Origin of the sequence: Photobacterium sp. 1_MG-2023 (assembly GCF_030547945.1) — a bacterium.
GTDB lineage: Bacteria > Pseudomonadota > Gammaproteobacteria > Enterobacterales > Vibrionaceae > Photobacterium.
The window spans coordinates 136751-153336 of sequence record NZ_JAUORR010000004.1; the positions used below are offsets into that span (position 1 = coordinate 136751).

A 16586-nucleotide genomic window follows, 5' to 3' on the forward strand; every position below is an offset into this window, starting at 1 on the left:
ATGATGATGCGTTAATGATGATGCATAAGACGCCAAAAATATGACGTCCTAGAAAATATCCAGCAATCACTATACCGGAGTTAAATTACAGAATGAAACCCTCAGCCCTGTGTGTGCTTAATTTCCTTTCAGAATTTGACCCTGCTGGAATTTTGAATCTTTGATTGCAACAAAAAAAGACAGCCCGCTATCAAAGCGGGCTGTTTATCAGAGAGGTAACTTCGCTTTAGCTCAAGCGAAGCCACAGGATCGCGGCCAGTATCGGCAAAGCCAGATACGGCGTGAACAGGAGTTGCCAATACCAACGGTGCGGTACGAAGCCAACCCCGAAAATCATGGCTGCACAGCAAGACCAGATTAATGCCGGAGATACGACCGGGCCAAAACCACCGATTGCCTGCGCAAACAGGGCCGGGTCCCACATCACAAGCCCGCCAGTGACCAGCCCCATCCCCAGAGCCAGTACTCTCAATGGGCTCCAGGCCAGCCACGCATGGCTTTTCTTCACCCAAAGGTCGAGTCCGTTACTCACTGTCTGCGCCATCTTTTGCATCCATGTTCTCGGTCGTTTCTAACCAAAGCGCATTGATGATGCCGAATGAGCAGGCCAACAGTACTCCCAGAATCCAGGCGAAATACCACATGACAAGTCTCCTTAGTACAGTGAATTCTTATTGTCTTCGATAAACTGCTTATCGAGACGACCGAACATTTTGTAATAACACCAGCTGGTATACGCCAGGATGATTGGCACCATCACGAAAGCAACCACGGTCATGATTTTCAGCGTCAGCTCACTGGATGTGGCATCCCACAACGTCAGGCTGTGCGAAGGGATCTCGCTTGATGGCATAATGAACGGGAACATCGCAAAACCAAAGGTCAGGATAATGCCCGCCATGGTCAAGCTGGAGAACAGGAAGGCAAAGCCTGCACGCTCAAACCGGCTTGCCAGAACCGTCAGCAACGGCATCACAAGACCCACCACAGGCGCCAGCCACAAGATCGGTTGGGCATTGAAATTCGCCATCAGTGCACCGGTCTGGCGGGTCACTTCTTTATTCAGCGGATTCGAAGCAGCATCTTTCACCAGCTCAGATACAACCACATAGCCTTCAATATTCTTCGCAAAGAAGCCTGCCAGCGCAAAAGCAACCAGAGTGATCAGTGCGGTGACGCAGGCCACAAAGCGTGCTCGGGTATGCAGTTCATCCGTGGTTTTCATCTGCAGATAAACCGCCCCCTGAGTCACAATCATTGCCAGGCTGACAATACCGCACAGCAGCGCGAATGGATTCAGCAAGCCAAAGAAAGAACCTTTATACGTCGGGATCAGCAAGTCACTCAGCACAAACGGCACACCTTGCAGCAAGTTACCAAACGCAACACCAAAAATAACCGGTGGCACGAGGCTGCCGATGAAAATGGCGCGATCCCACATATTGCGCCATTTTGGATCTTCAATCTTCGAGCGGTAATCGAATCCCAGCGGGCGCAGCCAGAGCGCAGCTAAGGTGATCACCATCGCCAGATAAAATCCAGAAAAGGCTGTTGCATATACCAGCGGCCAGGCAGCAAACAGTGCCCCCCCCGCAGTAACCAACCACACCTGATTACCGTCCCAGTGCGGTGCGATCGCGTTAATCATAATCCGGCGCTCGGTGTCGGTTTTACCGATCACGTTCGTCAGAACACCCACGCCCATATCAAAACCATCCGTCACTGCAAAACCGATGCAAAGCACACCAATCAGCAGCCACCAGATGAGACGTAACACTTCATAATCAAACATTTATCAATCTCCTGTCCGTCTCGAATTATTTCATCACGGGTTGTTCGGTCAGATCATGTGGGGCAATGTTCTGCTCGAAGTGATAACGACCGGTTTTGAGGCTGCTTGGGCCCAGACGTGCAAACTTCAGCATCAGATACACTTCAGCAATCAGGAAACACGTATACAGTGCAATAATCGAAGCCATTGAAATCAGAATATCCGATGCGGCCAGATTCGATGCGGCCATGGTCGTAGGCAAAATCTCACCTACAGCCCAAGGCTGACGGCCATATTCTGCAACAAACCAACCCGCTTCCACGGCAATCCAAGGCAACGGGATGGAGAACAATGCGGCGCGCAACACCCATTTCTTTTCTGTGATCTTGTGACGACAGGTCTGAATAAAGGCAGCGGCAAATACACCCAGCATGATAAAGCCACAGGCAACCATGATGCGGAAGCTCCAGAACAGCGGCCATACGGTTGGCAGTGAATCATCTGCCGCTTTGGCGATGTCTTCTTCTGTCGCATCGACAACTTTATCGGTATACGGTTTCAGCAGCAGGCCATAGCCCAGATCCTGCTTCACGGCATCGAAAGCCGCGATATTTTCCGGCGTTTTCTCACCGGCACGCAATTTTTCAAGCAGCCCGTAAGCAACCATCCCATTCCGGATTCGTACTTCGTGCTCGTCTTTCAGATCACGCAGGCCTGTCACTTGTGTATCAATAGAACGGGTCGCGATAATGCCCATCAAATAAGGGATTTTGATCGCGTAGTCGGTATGCATGGTTTCCTGATTTGGAATTCCAAACAGGGTAAAGGCTGCCGGAGCTTCTTCGGTGTACCACTCTGCTTCAATGGCGGCCAGTTTGGTTTTCTGAACGTCGCCCAGCTCATAACCGGATTCATCACCCAGCACGATTACAGACAGAATTGAAGCCATACCGAAAGACGCAGCAATCGCAAAAGAACGACGCGCAAAAGGAATATCACGACCTTTCAGCAGGTAGTAGGAACTGATACCCAGCACAAACATGGCACCGGTGACATAACCAGATGCGACGGTATGAACAAATTTCACCTGCGCAACCGGGTTCAGGACAACCTCAGCAAAGCTGACCATTTCCATACGCATAGTTTCAAAGTTAAATTCAGCACCAACCGGGTTTTGCATCCAGCCGTTTGCAACCAGAATCCACAATGCCGAGAAGTTTGAGCCCAGAGCCACCAGCCAGGTCACCAGCAGGTGCTGACGCTTGGTCAGACGATCCCAGCCAAAGAAGAACAAGCCGACGAAAGTCGATTCGAGGAAGAAGGCAATCAGGGCTTCAATCGCCAGCGGGGCACCGAAGATGTCACCAACGTAGTGTGAGTAATAGGCCCAGTTCGTCCCGAACTGAAACTCCATCGTCAGACCGGTTGCCACACCCAATGCAAAGTTGATGGCAAAAAGCTTACCCCAGAACTTGGTCATGTCCTTGTAGATTTGCTTTCCGGTCATCACATACACCGACTCCATGATGGCTAGCAGAAACGCCATCCCCAGAGTCAGTGGGACGAACAAAAAGTGGTACATCGCAGTCATTGCGAACTGTAGCCGCGATAGTTCGACGATATCAAACATGATAACTCCTTAAGTCACCAGTCAGCTGGTAACGTACGACATTATAGATTGAGCACACTGAGTGATCCCTGAGACTCGCTGCCAACACCTGCTGATATGGCAGCCATCATCGATTCGTGAGTTCACCGCGCGACGCTCATCATTAGACTTCGCTAAAATTTCCAGCTGGCATCACTGCCCTTCCCTTTCACTTGGCTTGAAACGGGTCCTCAAAGACATGTTCAAGGGATGTTGCAGGCATGTTTCGAATTATTGTTTTTAATGTAAATCAACAACTCACTCAGCTTGAACTAATACTACTGACTTCATCAGTCAGGTTCAAAGATATTTGTCAAAAACCGCATGAAGCTTCAATGAGACACCCGCCAGAAAACAGGTTTACGCACAATTACCATGCGGTAGATCAAAATTTTCTTAAATGCATAAAACTGTAGCTAACAGTTTAAAAAAATGTGATTTTTAAACAAAATAGCACCAAGAAATGAAAAAATAATCACAAATGAACATATCCGAAAGCCGGGATAAAAACGGGTAAAATTTCTCAGTAAAACCTAACGGGTCTGAATGCATAACTATGGGAACTTCCGAAGAAAAACAGGGAGAATAACCCTAGCTTCTCAACAGACACCTCGCCCCTGAAAGATTAGATTTTCTAATACATAAATTGAAGCACCATCACAAGAATGTCCATTCCCTGTAACGAAACCCACTCCAGAAAAGATTCTCCTCAGGCATTGATCTGCGACAGATTATTAACAATCTCAATGTGTTCCAGAGTGCGCCTGTTCACATTTCAAACATGCCTGATTTGTATCTGATCGTCTCAGAACATCAATCTCCGAAGTCTTCAGCATACGAAGGAGATTACTTTTGAACATTTTTAACGCAGGCTTCTTGCCAATTTTGGCCCGACTCCTGCACTTTTGCGTGGTCATGTGTTAAAAAAATGCAGTGACTCACACGGTTTGAACGACATGACCCGATGAAAAAATAAACAAAAAACGGAGCCCTGAGGCTCCGTTGTTAACATCAATTTCAGCCGTACAGGCTAACTTTCAGGTAAATCTAACCCGAAGTGCAAATAGGCACGCTGGGTGGCAATGCGTCCTCTTGGCGTTCGCTGCAGGTAACCCTGCTGAATCAGGTATGGCTCCAGCACATCTTCGATGGTGTCGCGCTCTTCACCAATCGCAGCAGCCAGGTTATCCAGACCAACCGGGCCACCCATGAACTTATCAATGATGGCCATCAGCAGTTTTCGGTCCATGTAATCAAAACCACTGCAATCGACATCTAGCATATCCAGTGCCTGACTGGCAATTGACTCGCTGATCCGGCCATCTCCTTTCACTTCAGCAAAGTCACGGACCCGCCGAAGCAGCCGGTTTGAAATTCGAGGGGTTCCCCGAGATCGACGCGCGATCTCCAGAGCGCCTTCAGCAGCCATGGTCAGCCCAAGACAATTGGCGCTGCGCTGGACAATATCCTGCAAGTCTTCAACTTTGTAGTACTCCAGCCGCTGAGTAATACCGAAACGGTCCCGAAGCGGAGACGTCAGCGAACCTGCACGCGTCGTCGCACCAATCAGTGTAAATGGCGGTAAGTCGATTTTGATCGAACGCGCTGCGGGGCCTTCACCAATCATGATGTCCAGCTGGTAATCTTCCATTGCCGGATAGAGTACCTCTTCAACCTGAGGACTGAGCCGGTGGATTTCATCGATAAACAGCACATCGTTTTCTTCAAGGTTAGTGAGTAATGCCGCCAGATCACCTGCTTTTTCAAGTACAGGGCCGGAAGTCGTCCGAATGCTGACCCCCATTTCATTGGCCACAATATTGGCCAGTGTTGTCTTGCCTAACCCCGGCGGACCAAAAATCAGCAAGTGATCCAGTGCTTCTTCCCGAAGTTTGGCCGCCTGTATGAAGATTTCCATCTGACTCCGGACATGATCCTGCCCCTGATAGTCCTGAAGCAGCTTCGGACGAATGGCACGATCGATGACTTCTTCTTCTTTATTGATCGGAAAATTGCCCGAGACCAGACGATCAGCTTCTATCATAATGCCTCACTCATCACACCATGGAACGCAGAGCTTCACGGATAATTCCTTCACTCGCCATCCCCTCTTGTGCGACCTGAGCCACGACTTTAGACGCTTGCTGCGGCTTATAGCCCAGAGCAATCAGAGCACTGACGGCTTCGTCTTCGGCACGATTTTGATCAGAAACCATCGGCTGTGCCTGGCTGGCGGCCGTGTCCAGCGACGGTGTGAAGAGATCGCCTTCACCCCAGCCTTTCAAACGGTCTTTCATCTCAATCAGCAGACGTTCAGCGGTTTTCTTGCCAACGCCCGGAATCTTCACCAACGTCGTGACATCTTCATTTTCAACACACAGCACAAACTGGCTGGCCGTCATCGCCGACAAAATCGCGAGTCCCAGTTTCGGCCCGACGCCATTGGCTTTAATGACTTCACGAAACAGATCCCGCTCACTTTTCTTGTTAAAGCCAAAGAGCAGTTGTGCATCTTCACGCACCACAAAATGCGTCGCAATGGTGACTTCCTTCCCCGGCTCCGGTAACTCATAGAAACAGCTCATTGGCATCTGGACTTCATAACCAATACCTGCCACTTCAATGACCACTTCTGGCGGTTGCTTTTCTAGGATAATTCCTCTTAGTCGGCCAATCACTGCCTTGCCTCTGTTTCACCGTTAAAATTGGCCCTAGGATAATCAAGCGCTGGATGGATATCCAGCGCTTTGTGGAAATGACACCGAGATTCTTGGCCCGCTTCAAACCTGATGACGGGAAACCAGTCCATTCAGTCCATCGGCCAACCCTTTCAGCATTTCGACACGGCTGGCAAGTTCAGCGCCCTGGTGCGCCACCTGATCGGAGACCCGGTTGGTCTCAACCACACTTCGAGCAACTTCCGTACTAGCCTGATCCAGTTCTTTGAGGGATTGCACCTGAACCCCCAAGGTGTCAGCCAGCTGATTGACATCCTCAGATAGTCCGGTGATCTCATCAATAATGCTGCCAAGCTCGGTCGCTGTGGCGTGAATAACTTTCTGTCCGGCTTCGACTTCATGTCGGCTTTTTTCGAGCAAGCCGCGGATTTCCTTGGCAGATGCATTACTCCTGGCCGACAATTGACGCACTTCATCCGCCACCACCGCAAACCCGCGCCCTGACTCTCCTGCTCTCGCGGCTTCAATCGCTGCGTTCAGTGCCAGCAGATTCGTTTGCTCGGCAACTGCGGTGATCAGTTCGGCAGCCGACATCACTGCCGCATTACAGTTGGAAATTCGGGCAATTGCATCTGTCGATGCCTGCAAAGATGCTGAACTGTGTTGCGCCTGTTGCTCAATGGTACTGCTGCGCTGACGCAGTTCAGTGACGAAGCGGTCTGACTCATCCAGACCTTCAGTCATCTGTGCTAATTGCTGGCTCATTTGTTCTGCAGCACTGGCCTGAGACAAACAATTCTGATTCAGCGCTTTGACCTGACCGTGCAGCGTTTCTGACTGCATTTCCAGCTCTTCTGCAACTTGCGCAAGCTGACCGGCATTGTCACTGGCTTTGACCATCACGTTGCCAAGCGCCTGCTCACCCTGTTTCGCCTGTTCCGCTAGCGCAGTACTGGCTCGTTCAGCTTCATACGATTGCGTCAGCGCGCTTTCCCGCTGACGAACTGTAAAGGCCTGCGCGATGCCAATCACAACCAGCGGCAGCAATAAGCCAGACCAGATTTCCAATCGTTCTGCACTGGGTGTCAGCACCAGATGCGGAAAATCATGACCCGAGATGTGTTCATTCACCATCCAGGCTGAAATCAGAGTCACCAATGCACTCCAGGCCATGGCAGTGACCGGTCTCGCAGCCAGAAAGAAGGCAACAATGAGCAGTGGCATCCAGAACGCCTGTGTTGACGCCACAATGCCGCCGCTCTGATAAACAATATTGACGGCATGGATCACCATGCCAAGAAATCCGACATTAATAGCGAGCTCAATCTGCTTCACCCAGCGCACGATGCAGCCGGCTAAAATTTCTGCGCCCATCAGGGTGACAGAAGTCAGTTCGAGAGAGGGATTGGCATGGCTGACCCATTTGATCCAGCTGTACAGACCAACACAAAATGAAATGAGCGTAAAAAATAGCAGGGTATCAACAAGACGGGCCTCTTCACCTTGCCATCCTGAGTTGGAGGGCATGAACAAACCGCGCCAGAAAGCGACTGGGGACATGTGGTTATCCTTGTCATTGTTTTATAAGAGCTATCCAACAGCTCCGACCACTATATTCCAGTTAACAATGAATTAACAAAGAAAAAAGCAGCACCCAGCTGCTTTTTTTGATCTGCCCGACACATCCCATACCCGAAAGGGATATATCGCGCAGGTGTGAGTCTTGTGGATTAACGATACCGGCCACGCCGGGAACCTGAAGCCTGCCCGGCCATCGCCACCAGCGTTTTATTGGTGTGCGCATGGCAGATTGCTACAGCCAACGCATCAGCCGCATCGGCCTGAGGCGTTCCGGGCAACTTCAGCATATGACAGACCATATGCTGGACCTGTGTTTTATCGGCACTGCCCTTTCCCACCACAGCTTGCTTGATCAGGCGTGCAGCGTACTCATGCACCGGTAAACTCGCATTCACGGCCGCAACAATGGCACTGCCCCGGGCTTGTCCCAGCTTCAGCGCAGAACTGGCATTTTTGCCCATGAAGACTTCTTCAATGGCAAAGGTATCCGGACGAAACTGCGTGATCACTTCCGACACACCCGCATAAATCTGATGCAGACGCCCCGGAATATCTTCGCAGCTGGTGCGGATACAACCGCTGCCCAGATACTCCAGTTGTCTGCCGGTCTGCCGAATCACCCCGTAACCTGTGATTCTGGAGCCTGGGTCAATCCCTAAAATAATGGCCATAGATTAAAGCTGCGCGGCAACCTCATCAGAAATGTCACCGTTATGGTAGACCTCCTGAACATCGTCCAGATCTTCCAGCACGTCAATCAGACGCAGCAGTTTAGGCGCGGTGTCGGCATCCAGTTCGGCTTTGGTTGAAGGCACCAGAGTCACTTCAGCGTTCTGGGCTTCAAAACCCGCACTGTCCAGCGCGTCCTTCACCTCACCAAATTCAGCGGGTGTGGTGTAGACATCAATCGAGCCGTCTTCATGCGTTTCAACATCATCGGCACCACCTTCCAGAGCCGCTTCCATCACCGCATCTTCCTCCAGACCCGGCGCGTAGGAAATCACCCCTTTTTTATCAAAGAGATAATTCACGCTCCCGTCAGTCCCGAGGTTTCCACCTGCTTTGCTGAATGCATGGCGAACCCCGGAGACCGTCCGGTTCCGGTTATCTGTCATACATTCCACCATAACCGCAGTGCCGCCCGGACCATAACCTTCATAAATCACGGTTTCAACGTTGTCATCCCCTTCGCCACCAGCACCCCGGCTGATCGCCCGGTTAATGGTGTCACGGGTCATATTGTTTGACAGCGCTTTGTCGACCGCCGCACGCAGTCGCGGGTTACTGTCGGCTTCCGGGCCGCCTTCTTTAGCTGCCACAACAATTTCACGAATCAATTTAGTGAAGATTTTTCCGCGTTTCGCGTCCTGAGCCGCTTTGCGGTGTTTGATATTGGCCCATTTACTATGACCTGCCATCACAATACTCCAATTGTCTGAGGGTTGTTTCCCGGTCGTGCCGGGGGCGTTGATCACTGTTCAAAACACGGCGAGCCATTTTGACATCAAACAGATATATCGCAGAATGCAATGTCATGAAGAGTGATCGGGCTGGCAGGACGCCAGCCCGGGGATCAGCCTGATCAGGCTTCTTTCTGTTCAGCGTCTTTTGCAGCAGCTTTGACTGCAATCGCCAGTTCTTCCAGCGCAGCCGGATTTGCCAGGCTTGGTGCGTCTGTCAGCAGACACGCAGCTGCCGTCGTTTTCGGGAAGGCAATCACGTCACGGATGTTTTCAGTCCCGCACAGCAGCATCACCAAACGGTCCAGACCAAATGCCAGGCCCGCATGCGGCGGTGTACCGAACTTCAGTGCATCCAGCAGGAAGCCGAATTTCAGTTGCTGCTCTTCTGCGTCAATACCCAGAATGTTGAATACCGCGGCCTGCATGTCTGCATTGTGGATACGCACGGAACCGCCACCCACTTCGTAGCCGTTAATGACCATATCATAAGCATTCGAATTTGCCGCAGCAGGGTTTGCAGCCAATTCTTCCGCTGTCACACCCAGTGGTGAAGTGAACGGATGGTGCATCGCGTGCAGGTTGCCTTCGTCATCTTCCTCAAACATTGGGAAGTCAACGACCCACAGCGGTGCCCAGGCTGATTCATTGGTGATGCCCAGATCTTTACCCAGTTTCAGACGCAGCGCGCCAATGGCTTCTGCAACCACGTTCGCTTTATCCGCACCGAACAGGATGATATCGCCGGATTGTGCACCAGTCCGTTCAATGATGGCATTGATGATTGCTTCGCTCAGGAATTTTGCAACCGGAGACTGAATGCCTTCCATGCCCGCGTTCAAATCGTTTACTTTCAGCCATGCCAGGCCTTTCGCACCGTAAATCGAAACGAATGCAGTGTACTCGTCGATTTGTTTTCGCGTCAGTGCCGCACCGCCAGGAACGCGCAGTGCCGCAACACGGCCTTTGCTGTCGTTTGCCGGGCCAGAGAAAACTTTAAAATCCACCTCTTTCAGCAGATCCGCCACATCAACCAGTTCCATTGGGTTTCGCAGGTCTGGCTTGTCTGAACCGTAACGGCGCATCGCTTCTTCATATTTCATGATCGGGAACGCCCCCAGATCAACATTCAGCAGCTCTTGCCACATGTCCGTGATCATTTTCTCGGTCACGGCACGGACTTCTTCAGCCGTCATAAACGAGGTTTCGATATCGATCTGAGTGAATTCCGGCTGGCGGTCAGCACGCAGGTCTTCATCACGGAAACATTTGACGATCTGGTAGTAACGGTCGAAACCAGACATCATCAGCAGCTGTTTGAACAGCTGTGGTGACTGCGGCAATGCATAAAAGCTGCCTTTATGAACACGGCTCGGGACCAGATAGTCACGGGCACCTTCCGGGGTTGCTTTGGTCAGAACCGGAGTTTCGATATCCAGAAAGCCGTTCTCATCCAGGAAACGACGCACAAAGCTGGACGCTTTTGCGCGCAGCTTGATGCGATCGCTCATTTCCGGACGACGCAGATCCAGGTAACGGTACTTCAGACGCTGCTCTTCGGTATTCTTCTGGTTGAAATCCAGTGGCAGGACATCGGAACGGTTGATGATTTCCAGACCTTTGGCGATGACTTCCACTTCACCGGTCGCCATGTCTTTGTTCACCTGGCTGTCCGGACGCTGGCGGACTTCACCGGTCAGACGGATACAGAATTCATTACGCAGCTGGTTGGCGACCTCAAAGATATCTTTCATATCCGGATCAACCACCACCTGAACCACGCCTTCACGATCTCGCATATCAATGAAAATAAGACCGCCTAAATCACGACGGCGGTTAACCCAGCCGCATAGCTCCACGGTTTGTCCCGCATGGGACTTGTTCAGGTGACCACAATATTGGGTGCGCATAAAGAATTTCCCGATCTGTTTACTTACAATCCTGTGTGTCCGCCCACAATCAAGATGACAGACATCAACGGTGACAAATCCGGTCGTTGGCCCTGCGTATGACGGGCCACAAACGTCCGGAAGAAAATAACGAGGCATTATAAATGAAAAATCCCACTGTAGGGAAAACCTCGGACTGAAATCAAGTAAATTAGGCCATTTCACCGCCGCAAGGTTGACCAGATGGCGGGATCTTCTCCAAAATGCGCCTCAATGTACGCTCGGGTGATGTTCCCAAAGACTCAGAAAAGGTTTCACAATGCATTTCTCTCCTCCGCTTTTCGTTGGTATGGCGATGTGGTCTCATGCTCCCTGGCAACGCAGCCTCTATGGCCGGGGATGCCCTTCAACCGAACGTCTTAGCCGCTATGCAGAAACCTTTTCAACCGTGGAAGGCAACACCACGTTTTATGCCACACCAAAGCCCGCCACAGTGCTCAACTGGCAGCAGGCGACACCGGATTCGTTCCGATTTACCTTCAAACTGCCCAAAACCATTACCCATCAGTACAAATTGCAGCATTGCCAGAGTCAGCTGAGTGAGTTTTTTCACATCATGGCGCCAGTCGCGGAAAAAACCGGCATCTGGAAAATACAGTTACCCGCCAGTTTCGGGCCGTCTGAACTGCCTGCCCTGTCTGCATTTCTGAAGCAATTCCCGCAGGACTTTACCGTTGGCGTTGAAGTCCGCCATCTGGCCTTCTTTGCGAAAGGGGAAGCTGAAACTGCGCTCAATCGTCTGCTGTGGGAACATCAGGCCAATCGGATTATCATGGATACCCGTCCGGTTTTCTCTGCTGCGCCCACCACAGATGCAGTCATCGATGCCCACCAGAAAAAACCGAAAGTTCCGGTGCATGCGGTCGCAACAGCGCAACATCCAGTGGTCCGCTTTATCGGACATCCGGATTTGCCGGCGAACGATGCTTTCTTTGCCAACTGGCTGAAACGCCTGCCGCACTGGCTTGAAGAGGGCAAACAGCCCTATCTGTTCATTCACACGCCGGACAATGATTTTGCGCCGGAGTTGGCCGTTCGTCTTTATCAGCAGTTACAACACGCGCTGGCAGGTCACGCCGGAGCACTGCCGGATCTGAAGCTGCCTGAAGGCGGTGATCAGGTTTCCTTACTCTGAACCCGCCCTGACGGGGTCGCCAAAGCACAAGACAAGTGTTGTGAATTTATCTACAATACGCGCCTTTTCTGCGGGGAAGGAATCTCCGGACCACATCTGCCCGAACGGCAGATAAGGACAGGCAACGTCCGGCATCTGTAACTGAATGAGGTAGTAGACATGGCAGGCCACGATAATTTGTTCGCCGCCCCGATTGAAAAGCTGGGTGATTTCACCTTTGATGCTCGGGTCGCCGAAGTATTCCCGGATATGATCCAGCGCTCGGTGCCGGGCTACAGCAACATTATCTCTGCCATCGGCATGCTAGCCGAACGCTTCGCCATGCCTGATTCAAATGTGTATGACCTGGGCTGCTCTTTGGGTGCGGCAACGCTGTCCATGCGCCGCCACATCAACCAGCCGGGATGCCGGATTATCGGAGTCGACAATTCTCCGGCGATGGTGGAGCGCTGCCGTTTACATGTGAATGCTTACCGCTCGGATACGCCAGTCAAGATCGTTGAAGCGGATATCCGGGATGTCGAGATCCACAATGCATCAGTGGTCGTACTGAACTTCACCCTGCAGTTTCTGGCCCCGGAAGACCGTTGCCAGTTGCTGGAAAAAATTTATGCGGGTCTGCGTCCGGGCGGGATTCTGATCCTGTCGGAAAAGTATGTGTTTGAAAACGATCAGGCCCATGAATTGCTGATTGACCTGCACCATGATTTCAAGCGTGCCAATGGTTACAGCGAACTGGAAATCAGCCAGAAACGCAGTGCCATTGAGAACGTGATGCGCCCCGACAGTATTCCGACCCACCGCCAGCGCCTGAGCAATATCGGGTTTAGCAGTGTGGAAGTCTGGTTCCAGTGCTTCAACTTCGGCTCACTGTTTGCCATCAAATAAGCCTCTTTGATTGATTTAAAGGTATCCGTTCCGTCTCATGTTTAGTTTTTCAGAATTTTACCGCCTGCTGGCCAACGACGAGCAACTGCGTCCATGGCTCAATATCCTGCCGCAACAATTATCCGACTGGGAAGCCGCCCAGCACGGCGATATGGGTCGCTGGATGCGCGCGCTGAAAAAATTTCCGACAGACAAACCGGATATCATCGACCTGCGCACTCAGGTCAGTGTACAAAACGACGTCCCCATTGCCGACGGTGAGCAGAAAAGGCTGGAAAGCCTGCTGCGGCTCCTGCATCCATGGCGAAAAGGTCCGTATCACATGCATGGGATCCACATTGACACGGAATGGCGTTCCGACTGGAAATGGGATCGCGTTTTGCCCCATATTTCACCGCTCAAACACCGCAAAGTACTGGATGTGGGATGTGGCAACGGCTATCACATGTGGCGAATGCTGGGCGAAGGCGCATCACTGACCGTGGGTATTGACCCATCGAACCTGTTTTTGATCCAGTTCGAAGCCATCAAACGCCTGATGGGACAAGATGAACGCGCTTATCTGCTGCCGCTGGGGATTGAACAACTGCCTGAGTTGAAAGCGTTCGACACCGTGTTCAGTATGGGCGTTTTATACCATCGCCGCTCGCCGCTGGATCATTTGCTTCAGTTAAAAAACCAGTTGCGTACCGGAGGCGAGCTGGTTCTGGAGACACTGGTCATAGAAGGTGATGAAAATGCGGTGCTGGTTCCTGCACACCGCTACGCACAAATGCACAATGTGTACTTCTTCCCGTCGGCCAGAGCGCTGAAAGTCTGGCTGGAAAAAACCGGCTTTGTGGATGTTCGTATTGTTGATGAAAATATCACCACAACTGATGAACAGCGCTCGACAGATTGGATGACAAATAATTCATTGCCGGAATATCTGGATCCGCAAGATCCTTCGAAAACGGCTGAAGGGTATCCCGCACCACGGCGGGCCGTGCTCATTGCGACAAATCCTGACTGAAGGTTAACAAAAGGGTGCTATCCGCATCCTTTTTTGTCAGCTAAACTACGGCCCCCTAAAGAAAAATTGATAACGACATAACATACTTTCGGGAGTAACAATGCTTGGCCGAAGCGCTTTTTTTATTGGATTGACTTTTCTATCCGGTTGCACAATGCTCAGCGCCGAACAGGCGCCGAAGCGGGACACAAATACACTGACAGCGATCGAAATGATGGAAACCAATGTTCATTTCCGCCTCAATCGCATGTCGCAGCAAATTAATGAACAAAATGAAAACATTGCTAAGTTAGAAAAAGAGCTATCATCAATGTCAGAAGACTTGAACAAAGTGGCTTCTGTTCCACCCCCTAAACCTGAAGTAATTGTTGAGAAAAAAATAGTGCCGGTACCACAAAATTCTATCGACATCGACCCGAAAACTGCTCACGGAAAAGTGATCCTCGGTGAGGAAGAATGGGTCTGGCTGGACTCAGTGCAATCCTTTTTTAAAGCCAGAGTAGATACTGGTGCAACCACCTCATCCATTAATGCACTGGATGTCCAGATCTTCGAACGTGACGGGAAGCAATGGGCACGATTTAACCTGAGCCATAGCGGTGAAGAGAATCAGCCTGCCGATCAGATTGTCGAAGCCCCGGTCGTCCGCTGGGTTAAAATTCGTCAGTCGTCTGCGGATGACAGCGAGCGCCGCCCGGTTGTCGAAATGTGGCTGAAGCTAGGGAAATTGCACGAAAAAGCGCAGTTTACGCTGGCCGACAGAACACAGATGACTTACCCGGTGTTGCTCGGACGCGAGTTCTTTAAAGACGTTGCACTCGTTGACGTCGGAAAACAGTTCGTCCAGGGACGGTAATTGCATTTACATGGGGCATGACGTTCTGTCATTGCCCCATTTTCATATTCATTACTTTGCTTGATTCAACCAACAAAGGATAAAAAATAAAGAGGTTGTCATGACGTCAAGAATTCCGTTTTATTTCCTGATCACCTTGCTCGTGATTGCCGGAACTGCATTAAGTCTCTACCGCCATGATGTTTATGGCGTGCCTTGGACACCCGGAGAAAAGCGAGCCCTGTGGGAGCTGGAAGCACGGGTAGAATTCGATGCGATCGGACAGGCAGTGAAAGTTTCCATGGCTGCGCCGGAAACCCAGAAAGGCTTTACTCAGATTGATGAAAGTACCTCCTCCCCCGGCTACGGGGTTGCCTTGATCGACACGGATCAGGGCCGTCGTGCGGAATGGTCTATCCGTCAGGCATCCGGCAAGCAAGTGCTGTATTACAAAACGCAAATGCTGGTCGACCCGCAGGCAACCTTCTCGTCGGACAAGCCCAGAGGTAAACCTGAAGTGCCGAGCCTGGATAACCCGCAGGAAACCGCGGCCATGGCCATTCTTGTTCAGGCCAAAACACTGTCGTCAGATAATATGACGCTGACTCGTGAAATTCTCAAACAACTGAATGACAGAAACAACCAGAATGCTTCCCTGTTACTGAATGCGTTCAAGAAAGAAAACATTGTGGTCACGTTACTGTCATTGGAAGGCATTAACTCCCGGATCGTTGGGGGATTGCAGCTGGAAGATGGCCGACGCCGACAGAGTATCACGCCGATGGTTGAAGTCTGGGGCGGCGAGAAATGGCATTTGTTTGATCCCAACACGGGCCAGGAAGGTAAACCCAATGACGTGCTGGTCTGGAACCAGCAGGGACATTCATTATTAGATGTCATCGGTGGCCGTAACTCCAATATCAGCTTCTCAATTATTTCTCAGGATATTACGCCGCAGCAGGCCACCCGGGAAAAAGTACAGGCTGAAGACTTACTGAACTTCTCGATTCACAGTCTGCCGATTGAAGAACAGGCAATGTTCAAAACCATCATGCTGGTGCCAATTGGCGCTCTCATCGTGGTATTCTTGCGCATTATCGTTGGCCTGAAAACATCCGGGACCTTCATGCCGGTCCTGATTGCCGTTGCCTTTGTTCAGACGCAGTTGATCACCGGTGTCCTCGGTTTCCTGCTGATCGTCGGGACAGGTCTGATCATTCGCGGTTATCTGTCGCGGCTCAACCTGCTGCTGGTCGCCCGGATCTCCGCCGTCATTGTGTCGGTGATTCTGATTATCTCTATCTTTACCGTGGTTGCCTTTAAGATTGGCTTGGTCGAAGGTCTGACGATCACCTTCTTCCCGATGATCATCTTGTCGTGGACCATCGAACGGATGTCGATCCTGTGGGAAGAAGAAGGGGCGAAAGAAGTTCTGATCCAGGGCGGCGGGTCTCTGCTGACGGCGATTATCGTCTATGTCGCCATGACCAACGATCTGGTGCGTCACCTGACATTTAACTTTATCGGCCTGCAACTGATTGTGATGGCCTTAATCCTGATGCTGGGGAACTATACGGGCTACCGCCTGAGCGAACTCCGCCGCTTCAAACCGCTTGCGGAGGATTAAGC

General features: G+C 51.2%; 15 protein-coding genes. 5 read left to right on the forward strand and 10 right to left on the reverse strand.

What is annotated here, in order from left to right; translation table 11 throughout:
* Positions 1–226: 226 nt before the first annotated feature.
* The 10 genes from Q4579_RS05575 to aspS all read right to left on the reverse strand — a co-directional run bounded on the left by Q4579_RS05575 (position 227) and on the right by aspS (position 11048).
* On the reverse strand, positions 227–532 hold the full coding sequence (locus tag Q4579_RS05575; RefSeq protein WP_303562546.1) for a cyd operon YbgE family protein: 306 nt from the start codon (positions 530–532) through the stop codon (positions 227–229).
* Complete coding sequence (gene cydX, locus Q4579_RS05580; RefSeq protein ID WP_211647629.1) at positions 525–644, reverse strand: cytochrome bd-I oxidase subunit CydX; 120 nt, start codon at positions 642–644, stop codon at positions 525–527. The genes Q4579_RS05575 and cydX overlap by 8 nt, the downstream gene beginning before the upstream one ends.
* Positions 645–655: 11 nt before the next feature.
* Positions 656–1792 (reverse strand): cytochrome d ubiquinol oxidase subunit II, encoded by a 1137-nt coding sequence (cydB, locus tag Q4579_RS05585; protein ID WP_303562349.1) that lies wholly within the window; start codon positions 1790–1792, stop codon positions 656–658.
* Between the two features lie 25 nt (positions 1793–1817).
* Positions 1818–3401, reverse strand: a complete 1584-nt coding sequence (cydA, locus tag Q4579_RS05590) for a cytochrome ubiquinol oxidase subunit I (protein ID WP_303562351.1) — start codon at positions 3399–3401, stop codon at positions 1818–1820.
* Positions 3402–4449: 1048 nt separating this feature from the next.
* Positions 4450–5463 carry a Holliday junction branch migration DNA helicase RuvB gene (gene ruvB / locus Q4579_RS05595; RefSeq protein WP_303562352.1) on the reverse strand — a complete coding sequence of 338 codons (1014 nt, stop codon included), beginning with the start codon at positions 5461–5463 and terminating at the stop codon, positions 4450–4452.
* A 13-nt stretch (positions 5464–5476) separates the two neighbouring features.
* Positions 5477–6097, reverse strand: a complete 621-nt coding sequence (gene ruvA, locus Q4579_RS05600) for a Holliday junction branch migration protein RuvA (RefSeq protein WP_303562354.1) — start codon at positions 6095–6097, stop codon at positions 5477–5479.
* A gap of 102 nt (positions 6098–6199) precedes the next feature.
* The gene (locus Q4579_RS05605; RefSeq protein WP_303562356.1) at positions 6200–7657 is read right to left on the reverse strand and encodes a methyl-accepting chemotaxis protein; all 1458 of its coding nucleotides are present in this window, start codon (positions 7655–7657) and stop codon (positions 6200–6202) included.
* A 170-nt stretch (positions 7658–7827) separates the two neighbouring features.
* Entirely contained in the window at positions 7828–8349 is a 522-nt protein-coding gene (gene ruvC / locus Q4579_RS05610; protein WP_211647623.1) for a crossover junction endodeoxyribonuclease RuvC, read from the reverse strand.
* A 3-nt stretch (positions 8350–8352) separates the two neighbouring features.
* The gene (locus Q4579_RS05615) at positions 8353–9096 is read right to left on the reverse strand and encodes a YebC/PmpR family DNA-binding transcriptional regulator (RefSeq protein ID WP_303562358.1); all 744 of its coding nucleotides are present in this window, start codon (positions 9094–9096) and stop codon (positions 8353–8355) included.
* A 164-nt stretch (positions 9097–9260) separates the two neighbouring features.
* Positions 9261–11048 (reverse strand): aspartate--tRNA ligase, encoded by a 1788-nt coding sequence (aspS, locus tag Q4579_RS05620; RefSeq protein WP_211647621.1) that lies wholly within the window; start codon positions 11046–11048, stop codon positions 9261–9263.
* Positions 11049–11346: 298 nt separating this feature from the next.
* Between aspS and Q4579_RS05625 the strand changes: the two genes are divergently transcribed.
* From Q4579_RS05625 to Q4579_RS05645, 5 genes are all read left to right on the forward strand, one after another.
* Positions 11347–12222 carry a DUF72 domain-containing protein gene (locus tag Q4579_RS05625; protein ID WP_303562360.1) on the forward strand — a complete coding sequence of 292 codons (876 nt, stop codon included), beginning with the start codon at positions 11347–11349 and terminating at the stop codon, positions 12220–12222.
* Between the two features lie 159 nt (positions 12223–12381).
* Positions 12382–13110, forward strand: a complete 729-nt coding sequence (gene cmoA / locus Q4579_RS05630; RefSeq protein WP_303562361.1) for a carboxy-S-adenosyl-L-methionine synthase CmoA — start codon at positions 12382–12384, stop codon at positions 13108–13110.
* Positions 13111–13147: 37 nt separating this feature from the next.
* A complete protein-coding gene (cmoB, locus tag Q4579_RS05635) occupies positions 13148–14122 on the forward strand; it encodes a tRNA 5-methoxyuridine(34)/uridine 5-oxyacetic acid(34) synthase CmoB (RefSeq protein ID WP_303562362.1) in 975 nt (324 codons plus the stop codon).
* A gap of 214 nt (positions 14123–14336) precedes the next feature.
* Positions 14337–14978, forward strand: a complete 642-nt coding sequence (locus Q4579_RS05640) for an ATP-dependent zinc protease (protein ID WP_368501959.1) — start codon at positions 14337–14339, stop codon at positions 14976–14978.
* Positions 14979–15078: 100 nt separating this feature from the next.
* Complete coding sequence (locus tag Q4579_RS05645) at positions 15079–16584, forward strand: inactive transglutaminase family protein (protein ID WP_303562365.1); 1506 nt, start codon at positions 15079–15081, stop codon at positions 16582–16584.
* Positions 16585–16586: the final 2 nt, after the last annotated feature.